This is a genomic window from Cupriavidus sp. (assembly GCF_057315035.1).
Window position 1 is genome coordinate 396703 of sequence record NZ_DBHKYV010000001.1, and the last position, 14431, is coordinate 411133.

Consider the following 14431-nt stretch of genomic DNA (forward strand, 5'->3'; position numbering starts at 1 on the left):
ATGGTCGTGCCGCGTATTGCCACGCGCGACTGCTACCCTTGTGGCTGTCACCCAACGCAATACAGAACTTCCCATGCACACCCACAACCTGTCCGCGTGGACCCATTCCCACGTCTTTGACACCGGCAACCAGGCGGCCGAGCGCGGCACGCGCCTGGTCATGTGGATCACGCTGGCCATGATGGCCATCGAGATCGCGGCCGGCCTTGGTTTCAACTCGATGGCACTGCTCGCCGACGGCTGGCACATGAGCTCGCACGCGGTGGCGATTGGCCTCTCGGCCTTCGCTTACGCGGCCGCCCGGCGACTGGCCCAGGACGCACGATTTACGTTCGGCACGTGGAAGATCGAAGTGCTGGCCGCATTTGCCAGCGCGGTGTTCCTGCTCGGCGTGGCCGGCCTGATGGTGTTCGGATCGGTCGAGCGCCTGTTCAGTCCTGAGCCCATCCACTACCAGCAGGCCATGGCCGTCACCGCCATCGGGTTGCTGGTCAACCTGGGTTGCGCACTGATCCTCGGTGGCGCGCATCAGCATGGCCATGGACACGATCATGGTCATGCGGACCACGGGCACGCCCATGGCCACGCGCATGATCATCATCATCACGACATCAACCTGCGCTCCGCGTATCTGCATGTGGTCGCGGACGCGGCTACCTCCGTGCTGGCCATCGTGGCCCTCGCGGGTGGCTGGTGGCTGGGCTGGAGCTGGCTGGACCCGGTAATGGGGCTGGTGGGCGCGGTACTGGTCGGGCGCTGGGCCATAGGGCTGATGCGCCAGAGCGGCACGGTGCTGCTCGATCGCGAGATGGATCATCCCGTGGTGGACGAGGTGCGCGAAGTGCTCGACCAGTTTGCCGAGGGTGAAGATGGCACGCGTGTGGCGGACCTGCACGTCTGGCGCGTTGGCCGCGAGCAGTTTGCCTGCATCGCCAGCCTGGTCACGCATGACACATCGCTGACCCCGCAGCGCGTGCGGCAGGCGCTATCGGTCCACGAGGAACTGGTCCACGTAAGCGTCGAGATCAATCATTGCGACGATGGCCCGGCACACCACCGGGCAAAGCATCGTCATTGATCGCCAAGGCCCCTGGGGCGACGCTCAGGGCAGCAGCAGGATGGCGCCGGTGGTTTCACGGCGCTCCGCGGCCTCGTGCGCATGCGCCACATCGGCCAGCGGGAAGCGCGCGCCGACATCGACCTTCACATGTCCGGCCGCGATGGCATCGAACAGGTCTTTCGCGTTGGCGCGGAAGCGCGCCGGATCCGCGTTATGCGGAAAGACCGACGGACGCGTCAGGAACAGGCAGCCCTTCTTGTTGAGCAATTCAGGCTCGATCGCGGGTGCCGGACCGGATGCCGCGCCGTACAACACCACCATGCCGAAGGTCTGCGCGCAATCCAGTGAGCCCAGGAACGTGTCCTTGCCCACCGCATCGTAGACCACGGTCACGCCGCGTCCATCGGTGGCATCACGAACCTGCTTGACCCAGTCGCCATGGCTGTAGTCGATGGCGATATCGCAACCGGCGGCCCGCGCCCGTTCGCACTTGGCCGCCGACCCGGCCGTACCAATCACGCGAGCGCCCAGGGCTTTGGCCCAGCCGCTGAGGATTTGCCCTACCCCACCGGCCGCGGCATGCACGAGCACCGTGTCACCAGGCTTTACGGCGTATGTGTGGCGCACAAGGTACTGCGCGGTCATGCCCTTGAAGATGGTTGCTGCCGCCTGCTCGTCGCTGACGTTGTCAGGCAGCTTGACGAGCTTGTCGACGGCAACATTGCGACCTTCGGCGTACGCGCCAAGCCCGGCGTTCATATAGGCCACGCGATCACCTGCCTTCACGTCGCTTACGCCTTCGCCGATCGCCTCGACCACTCCCGCTGCCTCGAACCCCAACCCGGTGCCGGCCGGCAGCGGATACGTGCCGCGGCGCTGGTAAATGTCGATGAAGTTGAAGCCAATCGCGGTATGCCGCACGCGCGCCTCGCCGGCTGCCGGCGGTGGCAGCTCAACCGGCTCCAGCCGCATTACCTGCGGCAAACCGAATTCGTGTAGTCGGACAGCACGGACAGTCGTCGACATGGGGTCTCCTCGATGCACTGACAGAAAATGGAGCCCCGATTATTGACGCTTTCAGGATTTCTTGCCGAAGCTCACATCAGTTCCGCACTCATGCAGAGGGCGCTGGTATTGCGCAGGCGCTGGAATTCCTGGCTTTCCAAAACCGCGGTCGGCAGTTTCGACGCGTGGATCAGCGAAAAACCATAACGCGCGAAATAGCTCGGACAGGTCGAGGTCAGCAGTACCGCGCGACGGCTGCCATTGGCACGCGCGCGCATCATTACCGCATTCACGAGATGGCTTGCCACACCCTGGTCACGCCATTCGCGTAGCACCGCCACGGAACGGACAATGGCCGTATCGCCGAACAGTTCGGCACACGCACAACCTACCAGTTGCGATTCCAGTATTGCCACGTGGAACTCACTGACCAGGCGCGGCAAATCGTCCACCGGCAGACCACACCGCTCCAGCACGGTGCCGATGGCAGGCGCATCCGACGGCTGAGCCATGCGGATTCGCAGATCTTTAATCATTTGGAGCCTCTGTTTCTCTCATCACGTTGCGACGGATATGCCATGGAAGCCCTGCATGGTGAAACCTGATACGTCGATCACCGATTTGAAACACCGGTCGTCGTACGACGACGTGCGCCAGGAGAGCGGTGAAATGCTGACGATTGGTGCACGCGCGCCCCACAGTATCGCAATTGGCCCCGAGTTTCCAGAGGGGAATCACCGAATGCGACGCGTCCCATGCGTGAGAAAAAACCGAGCATGAAATGCGCCAGGCCAACGCTCAGTATCGGTGCGATACGTGACGGGAATACGAAGCGGGAATGAAGCCGAAGCAGGCGGCAGGAGTGAAGCAGAAAGATGGAGGCGGGGATACGGAATCGAACCGTCGTAAACGGCTTTGCAGGCCGTCGCATAACCACTCTGCCACCCCGCCCCGGGATGACGGCCCGAGCGGGCCGTTCAGTAGTGCGGGGCGCAGTGTAGCCGAAGTGGAAAAATTCTGCAGAGGACGGAAATTTGCGCCAGCTACTCGTCCACGCCGCCCATGGCCGACTGGAGGTAGTTCTGCACGCCGACCTTGCCCACCAGTTCCAGTTGCGTCTGCAGCCAGTCGATATGGTTTTCGGTGTCCTCGAGGATATGGCTCACGATCTCGCGCGACACATAGTCGCCAACCGATTCAAAGTACTTGATCGCATCCTTGCAGCTGGCCTGAGACGTCAATTCCAGCTTGAGATCGCAACCGAGCATCTCCTCGGTGTTCTCGCCGATCATCAGCTTGTCCAGGTCCTGCAGGTTGGGCAGGCCGTCGAGCATCAGAATGCGTTCGATCAACTTGTCCGCATGCTTCATTTCCTCGATCGACTCTTCGTACTCGTGCTTGCCCAGCGCCTTGAGGCCCCAATGGCCATACATGCGGGCGTGTAAAAAATACTGGTTGATCGCGGTCAGCTCGTGCTTGAGTTGGCCATTCAGCAGTTGAATTACCTTCTTGTCGGTTTTCATGGCATTCATTCCCGAAGCGCAGCAGCGATGATTTTCATGGTAATTCGCCAACCCGGAAGGTCAAGCCCGGCGCGGCTTTCCGGCCGATGACCGCACGCCATTGATGCGTGTGCGAGTGATATTGATTTCGATTCAGAAAATCGGCCAAAATAAAAGCGCCTGTAGCGAGGCGCTTTTATTTGTCCGGCCTACTTTATATTCGCCGGCTTATTCACCGCTGGCGCGATAACGGTTACGCAGGTCGCGGATCAGATCGTGATTGCGCAGCACCCCCTGGTACTGACGCTCGATCAGCGCACGGATATCGAAGCTCAGGTCCGTTTCCTGCAGGGCATCGGCGTACTTCTTCTTGGCGACGTCCTCGCCCTTCTCGGTCTCTTCCAGGATGGCCAGGTCGGTACGATCAGTCACCGCGGTGCGCAAGCTGATCCAGCCGCGATGCAGGGCCCCCGACACGCTGCCGTGATCCTCCGGCTTGGCGCCCAGTGCCGTTACCTGGCCCTGGAGTTCACGTACCGCCGCGCCTATTTCCGTCGCGCGGCTCGAAAACAGTGTCTTCAGTTCCGGGTTCTTGGCATCTTCCGCAGCCTTGCGAAAGCCCTCTTCCCCGTCGCGCGAGACTTCAATCAGGTCGTTCAGTACAGACACATTGTTGTCAGCCATGGCGAACTCCTCTCATCTCATCGGGCGTGGCGCGCAATTGCTGCTTGATGCGACACGCCATGGAACATTCCGCGAGCCGCCTGTGCGGCGACGCGGGCCTTGGTTCCACGATAGAAGAGTGGCCCCGCCAATACTGTCGGGGGGCCTCGCAAGCCGCTGTCGGTCTATACCTACATGAGCCCGTCAGGTGCTGACCTAGTCGAACAGGTGACCCATGCGCGACCGCTTGGTCGCCAGGTACTTCTCGTTCTCGGAGTTGGCGGGCACGATATGGCGCATCTGCTCGGTCACCTTGATGCCAGCATCTTCGAGCGCGCGGATCTTGACCGGGTTGTTGCTCATGAGGCGGACAGACGTCACGCCCCATTGACGCAGGAAGTCGGCCGCAAACGCATAGGTGCGCGCGTCGATGGCCTGGCCGAGCGCAAGGTTGGCATCCACCGTATCGAGTCCGCCATCCTGCAACGCGTACGCGCGGATCTTGTTCGACAAGCCGATGCCGCGACCCTCATGGCCACGCAGGTAGAGCAGGACGCCGCGGCCTTCCTCGGCGATCTTCTTCATGCCCAGGTCCAGTTGCTCGCCGCAATCGCAGCGGCAAGACCCGAACACATCGCCCGTCAGGCACTCGGAATGCAGGCGCACGAGCACGTTCTCGCCCGAGATATCGCCCATCGACAGGGCCAGGTGTTCAGTACCGGTATCCATGCCCTGGAAGGCATGGGCGGTGAATTCGCCATAGCGGGTCGGCAGCCGGGCGGAGCCGATCAGCTCACTTTCTAGGTCTTTCATATGGTATGCATTTGCTGGAGGCGCCATGGTGCCCGTGGGGCATGATGCAGGCACGGGGCAGGCGCGCCACGTGGCGCCGATTGGGAGAGGCGCCGACGCGGCATGCCGGCAAGGATACCGCGAAATGGATTCCGCCATCCGATGTGGGGTTACCGGACGGTAGGTTGGGGGCGCCTTGATGTGCGGTTTGCGCTTCACTCAGTCTGGCATGAATGTGCCACTGGCAAGTTGCGATGAACAACCGGCCAGAGCGCGGGGGAGACGCTCGCCACTACCTCGCCAGCATGGGAAACAACGAGATGGCTCGATGCACACTATTACGCCGCGCCCCTGTTCAAAATACGCGAGGTGCGATGCAAAGCATGACGAAACCTCTCCATTCCATAAATACAAGCCAATCACTTCGTCCATCGTTTTTGCTTTAAAGTAGTTTTTGTAGCTATTCAGACGTGGCGATGACACGACACGCTCAAAGTTATCAATTGATGTTGTTTGCATGATGATTGACAGGCTCCTGAAGGCTCTCTACGATCTCACCTGAGACGTCGGCAAGCTTTCCCCGCAAGGGCGCACCGGCGTAAAGAGTGAAAGGCCTCCCAATCGGGAGGCCTTTCGCTTTGTAGCTCACTGAAAACTGCCGGGCTATGAGACAACGCCGCAATTTCTATCCCGAGCGCGAATTGCGTTTTACTCAATCCGAAAAGAATAAAAACCAACAACCTCGTCTATCGTTTTTTCTTGAATTAATGTCTAGAACTATTCAAGCGTGGCAAAGAGACGACGCGATCAAAATGCGCGAAAAAAGATGTGCGCATGGCAATTGACAGTGTTGGATCGGGTCTCTAGGATTGACCCCGGCGCGTCGACAGGCACAACCCGCAAGGGCGCCCCGGCGTAAAGAGTGAAAGGCCTCCCAATCGGGAGGCCTTTCGCTTTGTAGCGCAATTAAAGACGCTACCTAGCCTTGCGCCAACGCTTCAAGCACCGGCAGGTTGCCCTCGCCAAAGCCGTGATGCCCGTCGCGCTGGACGATCTCGAAGAAGAACTCGCCCGCTTCGCGTCTGGCGAATGCCTGCAGGAAACGTTCGTGGCTGCCGTCGGGGCGCACGGCACCATCGATCAGTATGCCGTAGTGGCATAGTGCCTCGAGGTCCAGGCCGTGGCCGGGCAGGCGGGTATCGACCGATTCGTAGTAGGCGGCAGGCGGCTGGACAAACGACACGTCGTTGCGCGCGAGCGCGGCCGCGCTGGCGACCAGATCGTCGGTGGCTAGCGCGATATGCTGAATGCCTTCGCCATGTGCATCGGACAGGTAGTGGCGCATCTGGTCATGGCGCGCGGTACCTTTCTCGTATAACGGAATGCGAATCCGGCCACAGGGTGACAGCAGCACGCGCGACTCGCTCGCCAGTTGCCAGCGCGGATTGACCTCGTGGATCTCGCGGAAGCCAAGCACGCGTCGATAAAAATCGAGCCATTCATCGAGGTGGCCGGCATCGACCGCCTGCGTCAGGTGGTCCACACGCAGCAGGCCAGCATCGGCAGAATGCGCGGCGGCGGGCAGTGGCCGGAAGTCGACGTCGTAGATCGAGATGTCACCCACATCGCCGGGCCGCCCCTCCTTGCCGCGCCAGCGGTCAATGAAATAGATCACTGACTGGCCAATGCCCTGGATTGCGGGAATATTCAGTTCCATCGGCCCGACCGTGCCGCCTTCGAACGGCCACGCGCCAGCCTCCACCGCCTGCGCATAGGCTGCGGCAGCATCCTGCACGCGCAGTCCGACCGCACAGATCGACAAGCCGTACTCCGACGCGTAGCGCATGGCAAACGAATCGGGCTCCGCGTCGACGATGAAGTTCATCTCGCCCTGGCGATACAGGCGCACAGCCTTGTGGCGATGCTGGGCAATCGCGGCAAAGCCAAAGCGTTCGAATGTGCGTCCGAGCTGGGCAGGATCCGGTGATGCGAATTCGATGAATTCGTAGCCCTGGATGCCAAGCGGGTTGTCCCACGTCTGGAATCCATCGGCGCTTGGCACGAAGGCGTTTGCGGCGACGTCGGTCATGGTCTGTCTCACGAAAAAGGGGGCATCGGGATCATGCCCCGGACCCGGCCGGACCACCCCTCCGTAGAAACCCGTGCTCCGAGCATTGATCGCCCACTAGCGTTCATTAATCGCGCGAAGTTACGCGCGCTACGCTTGGCCTGCAGCCCTTGCGGCATCTACTGTTACGTCATGACAGGTTGCCGCACCGACGACCACCACTACCCAATCGCTCCGGAATTCACATGATCAATGGCAAGACGCTCCTCATCGCGCACCTCGGTTACCCGACCGAATCATTCAAGGCGCCGATGATCTACAACCCCTGGTTCGAGAAGCAGGGCATCAATGCCGTGGTAGTCCCGATGGGCGTGCAGGCCGACGACTACCCGGCGTTTTTTCGCTCGCTGTTCCGCCTGACCAATATCCGCGGCGCGCTCGTCACGATGCCGCACAAGGTCACTACCGTCGGGCTGGTCGATGAACTGACACCCACTGCAAGCATCGCCGGTGCGTGCAATGCCGTGCTGTTGCGCGACGATGGCAAGCTCGTGGGCGACCAGTTCGACGGCGCGGGCTTCGTCAATGGCATTCGCCGCAAGGGCTGCCAACTCGACGGTGCCCGTGCCATGGTGTCCGGCTGCGGCGGCGTGGGATCGGCCATTGCAGCATCGCTGGCCGCAGCCGGCGTGGCTGAACTGGCACTTTACGACACCCGCGATGCCACGGCACTGGCCTTGCGCGAGCGTCTGGCCGAGCACTATCCCGCACTACGCGTGACCACGGGTTCCAACGACCCGCATGGCTACGGCGTGGTGGTCAATGCCACGCCGCTCGGCATGAATGCGGGCGACCCCTTGCCGTTCGACATCGAGCGCATCGCACCTGACGCAATGGTTGGCGAAGTGGTCATGAAGTCCGAGTACACCCCACTGCTTCAGGCAGCTGCGGCGCGCGGCTGCAAGGTGCAGGTCGGCACCGACATGCTGTTCGAGATGATTCCGGCCTACCTGTCGTTCTTCGGATTCGGCACCGCCACACCCGACGCGCTGCGGGAGGTTGCAACGATCCGCTACTGACCCCTGCTGATCCGCTTCATAGACTGCATACACATAAATCACCACATCCCGGTGGAGACAGACAAATGACTACGACTCACAAGCCGCTGGCCGCGCCCCCTGCCATGAACGGCTCCATGTTCGACAAGATGCGCGGCAGCCTGGCGATTGGCAAAGTCCGCTGGGGCATGCTGGCCCTGGTGTTCTTTGCCACCACGCTCAACTACATCGACCGTGCCGCGCTGGGCGTGCTGCAGCCCGTGCTGGCCAAGGCGATGGCGTGGACCGCGCAGGACTACGCCAATATCAATTTCTGGTTCCAGGTGGGCTATGCGATCGGCTTTGCGCTGCAAGGCCGCTTTATCGACATGGTGGGCGTCAAGCGCGCGTTTGCGCTGGCCGTGCTGCTCTGGAGCATCGCGTGCGGCGCGCACGCGCTTGCGGCCAGCGCGGTCGGCTTCATGATCTGCCGCTTCTTCCTGGGCTTGACCGAAGCGGCCAACTATCCGGCCTGCGTCAAGACCACGCGCATGTGGTTCCCGGCTGGAGAGCGTGCCATGGCCACCGGCATTTTCAACGCAGGGACCAACGTGGGCGCAATGATCACCCCCGTAATGCTGCCGCTGATCCTGCAGGCATGGGGCTGGCAGGCGGCGTTCCTGGTGATTGGCGCGCTGGGTGCAATCTGGCTGGTGGTCTGGTGGCTCAAGTATGCAAACCCGGAACAGCATCCCACCGTCAGTGCCAGTGAACTTGCCTATGTGACCAAGGATTCCGAGCCTTCGCCGCAACGCATTCCGTATTCGCGCATCCTGCGCATGCGTGGCACCTGGGCGTTTGCGCTGGCCTACGCCATCACCGCGCCGGTGTTCTGGTTCTATCTCTACTGGCTGCCGCCATTCCTGAACCAGCAGTACCAGCTTGGCATCAGCGTGACGCAGATGGGGATCCCGCTGATCGTGATCTACCTGTCAGCCGATGTCGGCAGCGTAGGCGGTGGTGCGCTGTCGTCGTGGCTGATCAGCCAGGGCATGCAGGCCGTGAAGGCCCGGTTGCTGTCGATGCTGATCTTTGCCGTGTGCATCGCCTCGATCGTGTTCGCGGCCGGCGCCAGCAGCCTGTGGACCGCCGTGGCGGCCATCTCGGTGGCCATCGGCGCGCACCAGGCCTGGACCGCCAATATCTGGAGCATGGTGATGGACTACACGCCCAAGCATGTGATCAGCTCGGTGTTTGGCTTCGGCGGCATGATCGGCGCGATTGGCGGCATGTTCATGACGCAACTGGTGGGCTATGTACTGACCACCACCCATAACAACTACGCGGTCCTGTTCACGATGATTCCCTGCGCATACTTCATTGCGCTGACCTGGATGTTCCTGATGGCTCCACGCGAGGTCCCCACGGAATAACGCCCCGCTCGTCCCGCACGGAACCGGAATAACAACTTACAGGGAATCTGCAAACCATGAAGAAGCAACTGATGACGCTGCTCGCGCTTGGCGCGGGCAGTGCGGGGGCGGTCGCCCAAACGACGGGTGGCGTGACGCTGTACGGCCTGGTCGATACCACCATTCGCTACAGCACCCATGAAGACGCGGCCGGCCACGGCAAGGTGCAAATGACCGATGGCGTGCTGACCGGCAGCCGCTGGGGCCTGCGCGGCACCGAGGATCTCGGCAACAACCTCAAGGCGTGGTTCATTCTCGAATCGGGCTTCAATCCCGAAGTCGGCACCAGCCAGCAAGGTGGCCGGCTGTTCGGCCGCACCGCAGTGATCGGCCTCGATGGCGACTATGGCAAGCTGGCACTGGGCCGCCAGTACACGCTGGCCCACGAGGTGCTGTCATCGTATGAAGCCATGGCGTTTGCCAACAACTCGATCGTCGGCTACCAGGGTGGCAACTACACGGGCCTGCGCTACGACAACACGCTCAAGTACATCAAGGCCTTCGGTGGCTTGCAGGTAGCCGGCGCCTACACGTTTGGCGAGGTTCCGGGCAGCATCAAGAACAGCTCGGCCGCCGCTGGATCACTGGCCTACAGCTACGGCCCGTGGGAAGTGGGCGCGGTGTACCAGCAGACGCAGAACGTCACGTCGGCATTCTTCGGCGCCGTGCCCGCCGCGCAGGCCAGCAAACAGACTGTATGGGGGGTGGGTGGCACATACAAGGCCGCGCGCGGACAGTATTACCTGGGCTATACGAACAACCGGCTCGATGTGGCCGACTATCGCAATAATGTCGGTTACATCGGGGCACGCTATCCGATCACCGATGCCTTGAGTTTTATCGGCACCTTGCAGTACGACTGGTTGCGCCACGCGGGCCAGGGCGGCAAGCGGCTAACCACGGCCGGCATGCTCGACTACGCGTTCAGCAAGCGCAGCGACATCTATATCGAAGTCGACTACACCCATCTGCAGGGGCAATGGATCGCACTGAACAGCTCGCCGAATTTCTCCAACAGTGGCAACACCTACGGTAACGCCACGCGGCTCGGCGTGATGGCCGGCATACGGCACAAGTTCTGATCTTGCCAGGCAAGCCCGGCAACAGCACGCCGGGCAAAGCTGCGCCCTCCTACAGCACGCGCATGATCGACAATGCCGTGTCCTGCAGCACATGCAGGACACGGCCCAGCGCCTGCTCGGCGGTCTCGTCGCCAATCTGCATGTTGACCGACAGCGCGGCAATCACTCGCCCGTGCCGGTCGCGTAGCGGCACAGCCACGCCGCGCACGCCAATCTGCAACTGCTGCTCCACCACCGAATAGCCCTGGGCGCCAGCCTTGCGGACTTCCTGCAGCAGCCTGTCGTGCTGCAGGATCGTATAAGGCGTGTAGGGCGCCAGCACGACCTTCTCAAGCCACTCCCGCACATTCTCTTCTGGCAACGACGCCAGCATCATCACGCCGGCTGACGCCAGCGGCGCGGGCACGCGCGCCCCCAGCACGAAGCCGGTACTCATCACGCGGCTGGTGCTGGTGCGCGAGATAAAGACCAGCTCCCAGTCATCGAGCACGCTCAGGTAGGCGGCCTCGCCCACTGCCGCCGTGATCTGCTGCAGGAATGGCTGCACGGTGCGCGGCAGACGCGCCGAATCGAAGTACGACCAGCCCACTTTCAGCACGCGCGGCGTCAGGCTGAACAGCGTCCCTTCGCTGGTGGTGTAGCCCAGGTGTTCGAGTGTCAGCAGGTAGCGCCGCGCCGCCGTGCGGGTCAGGCCCGTCAGTTGCGCGGCCTGGGTCGGCGTCAGGCGCGGATGATCGTTATCGAAGGCCTCCAGGATGGCCAGCCCCTTTTCCAGTCCGGCGATCCAGTCGCGGCGGTTCATCGGTTCGTCATTCATGGCGTAAACCCGCATTTTGCGCGGCAGTCGATCCTGATGGCGCGATTGTCGCACGCTACGGGGCGAATAGTGGTTGTTGTGGCAACGGCCGACTTCTAACCTAGGGTCATTGCAGCCGCCTCCCTGTATGCGCCATGTCAGCTTCCAGCCTTCACCCCACCTCGATCGCAACCGTTTCCCTGTCCGGCACCCTGCCGCAGAAGCTTGAAGCCGCGGCGGCAGCCGGGTTCGATGGCGTGGAGATCTTTGCCAAGGATCTGGAGGACTTCGCGGGCACGCCAGCCGATATCCGCAAGCTGGCGGCAAGCCTGCACCTGGAAATCGTGCTGTACCAGCCGTTCCGGGATTTCGAGGCCATGCCCGCCGAACAGTTTGCAGCCAATATGGCGCGCGCCACGCAGGCGTTCGATGTAATGGAGCAACTGGGCACGGACCTGATACTGGCCTGCAGCAACGTGCAGGACACCGCGATCGACGACCCGGAGCGTGCTGCCGCCGACCTGTGGCAGATGGCCGAAGCCGCCGCGCAACGCGGCATGCGCGTGGGCTACGAGGCGCTGGCGTGGGGCCGCCACGTCAGGCACTGGCGGCAGGCGTGGGACATCGTCCAGCGCGCCGACCACCCTGCCCTGGGGCTGATCCTCGACAGCTTCCACACGCTGGCGCTGGGTGCGTCACAAGGCGAAGCGCTGGCCGACTCGCTGCGCGGCATCGAGGCGATTCCCGCCGATCGCCTGTTCTTCGTGCAACTGGCCGATGCGCCCCGCATGGCGCTCGATGTGCTGTCATGGAGCCGCCATCACCGCAACTTCCCGGGCCAGGGCGAACTCGCGGTGCTCGACTTCGCACGCGCCGTGCTGAAGACCGGTTACGCCGGGCCGCTCTCGCTGGAGATCTTCAACGACGTATTCCGCGTCACGCCGCCCCTGCCGGTTGCCCGCGATGGACTACACGCGCTGCAGTGGATCGAGGATCATGCCGCCGGCGCAGCGCTGCGCGCATGAAACCTTGGGACATGGCATCAACATAACAAAGGCCGCCCGAAGGCGGCCTTGGTTCATTGCTTCATCGGTTCACTGCAACGGCGCGGAAATTACTCCACGGTCACCGACTTCGCCAGGTTACGCGGCTTGTCGACATCGGTGCCACGTGCGCAGGCCGTGTGATAGGCCAGCAACTGCAGCGGCACCACATGCAGGATGGGAGACAGCGCGCCGTAGTGTTCTGGCATGCGGATCACCTGGATACCGTCCGACGACTGGATATGCGTGTCGGCATCGGCAAACACGTACAGGCGGCCACCACGCGCACGCACTTCCTGGATATTGGACTTCAGCTTCTCCAGCAGCGCATCGTTCGGCGCCACGGTCACCACCGGCATCGCCTCGGTCACCAGCGCCAGCGGGCCATGCTTGAGCTCGCCGGCCGGGTAGGCCTCGGCGTGGATATACGAGATTTCCTTGAGCTTGAGCGCGCCTTCCAGTGCGATCGGATAGTGCAGGCCACGGCCCAGGAACAGCGCGTTCTCGCGGCGTGCGAAATCTTCGGACCACGCGATGATCTGCGGCTCCAGCGCCAGCACGCCGTGCAGGGCAGCGGGCAGGTGTCGCAGGTTGGTCAGTGCATCAGCTTCCTGTGCCTCGGTCAGATGGCCGCGCACCTTGGCCAGCGCCAGCGTCAGCATGTACAGCGCAGCCAGCTGCGTCGTGAATGCCTTGGTCGATGCCACGCCGATCTCGGTGCCGGCACGCGTCAGGAAACGCAGTTCGGTCTCGCGCACCATCGCGCTCGTAGCCACGTTGCAGACCGCCAGCGTATGCGTATGGCCCAGCGAACGCGCGTGGCGCAATGCGGCCATGGTGTCGGCGGTCTCACCCGACTGCGAGATCACCACCACCAGCGCGCGCGGATTCGGCACCGTGTCGCGGTAGCGGTACTCGCTGGCCACTTCCACCTGGGTCGGGATCTTCGCGATCGATTCCAGCCAGTACTTGGCCGTGCAGCCCGAGTAGTAGCTGGTGCCGCAGGCCAGGATCAGAATGCTGTCGATCCCGGCAAAGACCTGCTCGGCGTTATCGCCAAACAGCTCCGGCGAGATCGCGGCAATGCCTTCCAGCGTGTCGCCCAGTGCGCGCGGCTGCTCGAAGATCTCCTTCTGCATGAAGTGGCGATACGGACCGAGATCCACCGCGGCGGCATGCGCTTCCACCACGCGCTCTTCGCGCTGCACTTCGTGGTCGTGCACGTCGCGGATCGTCGCGCCGGCGCGCGTGAGTTCCACGACGTCGCCTTCTTCCAGGTAAATGATGCGGTTCGCGGTACCGGCCACGGCCAGTGCGTCCGATGCCAGGAATGATTCGTCAGTGCCCAGCGCCACCACCAGCGGCGAACCGGCACGCGCGCCCACCACCACATCGGGCTGGTCCTTGGCCACCACGGCAATCGCGTAGGCACCATGCAGGCGCTTGGTCACCGCGCGCACCGATGCGAACAGGTCGCCACGCGTGGCGCTGCTCGGATACGTGTAGGCCTGGTGCACCAGGTGAGCCACGACTTCGGTATCGGTCTGCGATTCAAAGCCGTAGCCAACCGCGCGCAGTTCGTCGCGCAACGGCTCATAGTTCTCGATGATGCCGTTGTGCACGAGCGCGATGGTCTCGTCCGAGAAATGCGGGTGCGCATTGACCGTGTCGGGCTTGCCGTGCGTGGCCCAGCGCGTGTGCGCGATACCAATCTGGCCACCCAGGCCGGACGACTGCGTCTGCGTATCCAGATCGGCCACGCGCGACACCGTGCGGGCGCGCTCCAGGATCGCGTCACGCACCACGGCCACACCGCACGAGTCATAGCCACGGTATTCCAGGCGACGCAGCCCTTCGATCAGGACGGGAACGATATTGCGGTGCGAAACCGCGCCGACGATGCCACACATG

The 14431-nt window shown here is 62.6% G+C and carries 12 protein-coding genes, 1 tRNA gene and 1 pseudogene; 5 read left to right on the forward strand and 9 right to left on the reverse strand.

The genetic code is table 11. The annotated features are described in order from the left end of the window. Positions 1–73 precede the first annotated feature (73 nt). On the forward strand, positions 74–1078 hold the full coding sequence (gene dmeF / locus ACO550_RS01825) for a CDF family Co(II)/Ni(II) efflux transporter DmeF (protein ID WP_315596473.1): 1005 nt from the start codon (positions 74–76) through the stop codon (positions 1076–1078). 24 nt (positions 1079–1102) lie between these two features. On the opposite strand, the gene ACO550_RS01830 is transcribed toward dmeF, so the two are convergent. The 7 genes from ACO550_RS01830 to ACO550_RS01860 all read right to left on the reverse strand — a co-directional run bounded on the left by ACO550_RS01830 (position 1103) and on the right by ACO550_RS01860 (position 7111). After that, positions 1103–2086, reverse strand: coding sequence for a zinc-binding dehydrogenase (locus ACO550_RS01830; RefSeq protein WP_315596474.1), 984 nt, complete (start codon positions 2084–2086; stop codon positions 1103–1105). Positions 2087–2157: 71 nt separating this feature from the next. Next, entirely contained in the window at positions 2158–2601 is a 444-nt protein-coding gene (locus ACO550_RS01835; RefSeq protein ID WP_315596475.1) for a GNAT family N-acetyltransferase, read from the reverse strand. Between the two features lie 340 nt (positions 2602–2941). Continuing rightward, positions 2942–3016, reverse strand: a tRNA-Cys gene (locus ACO550_RS01840). A gap of 92 nt (positions 3017–3108) precedes the next feature. After that, entirely contained in the window at positions 3109–3588 is a 480-nt protein-coding gene (gene bfr / locus ACO550_RS01845) for a bacterioferritin (RefSeq protein WP_315596476.1), read from the reverse strand. Positions 3589–3795: 207 nt separating this feature from the next. After that, entirely contained in the window at positions 3796–4251 is a 456-nt protein-coding gene (locus tag ACO550_RS01850) for a PA2169 family four-helix-bundle protein (RefSeq protein ID WP_315596477.1), read from the reverse strand. Positions 4252–4446: 195 nt separating this feature from the next. Next, positions 4447–5043 carry a GTP cyclohydrolase II gene (ribA, locus tag ACO550_RS01855; RefSeq protein ID WP_315596478.1) on the reverse strand — a complete coding sequence of 199 codons (597 nt, stop codon included), beginning with the start codon at positions 5041–5043 and terminating at the stop codon, positions 4447–4449. Positions 5044–6001: 958 nt separating this feature from the next. Then, positions 6002–7111: a 4-hydroxyphenylpyruvate dioxygenase family protein gene (locus ACO550_RS01860; protein WP_315596479.1), complete on the reverse strand. Its 1110-nt coding sequence runs from the start codon at positions 7109–7111 to the stop codon at positions 6002–6004. 224 nt (positions 7112–7335) lie between these two features. Here ACO550_RS01860 and ACO550_RS01865 point away from each other — a divergent pair, with 224 nt between their 5' ends. From ACO550_RS01865 to ACO550_RS01875, 3 genes are all read left to right on the forward strand, one after another. After that, on the forward strand, positions 7336–8169 hold the full coding sequence (locus ACO550_RS01865) for a shikimate dehydrogenase (RefSeq protein ID WP_315596480.1): 834 nt from the start codon (positions 7336–7338) through the stop codon (positions 8167–8169). 65 nt (positions 8170–8234) lie between these two features. Beyond that, positions 8235–9560, forward strand: coding sequence for an MFS transporter (locus ACO550_RS01870; protein ID WP_315596481.1), 1326 nt, complete (start codon positions 8235–8237; stop codon positions 9558–9560). A 56-nt stretch (positions 9561–9616) separates the two neighbouring features. Beyond that, a complete protein-coding gene (locus tag ACO550_RS01875; protein WP_315596482.1) occupies positions 9617–10681 on the forward strand; it encodes a porin in 1065 nt (354 codons plus the stop codon). Positions 10682–10730: 49 nt separating this feature from the next. On the opposite strand, the gene ACO550_RS01880 is transcribed toward ACO550_RS01875, so the two are convergent. Continuing rightward, entirely contained in the window at positions 10731–11498 is a 768-nt protein-coding gene (locus ACO550_RS01880) for an IclR family transcriptional regulator domain-containing protein (protein WP_315596483.1), read from the reverse strand. A 134-nt stretch (positions 11499–11632) separates the two neighbouring features. On the opposite strand from ACO550_RS01880, the pseudogene ACO550_RS01885 reads away from it, so the two are divergent. Continuing rightward, a pseudogene (locus ACO550_RS01885) lies at positions 11633–12499 on the forward strand (sugar phosphate isomerase/epimerase family protein); the annotation flags it as partial. Between the two features lie 92 nt (positions 12500–12591). Here the strand turns inward: ACO550_RS01885 and glmS are convergent. Next, positions 12592–14430, reverse strand: a complete 1839-nt coding sequence (gene glmS / locus ACO550_RS01890; RefSeq protein ID WP_315596484.1) for a glutamine--fructose-6-phosphate transaminase (isomerizing) — start codon at positions 14428–14430, stop codon at positions 12592–12594. Position 14431 lies beyond the last annotated feature (1 nt).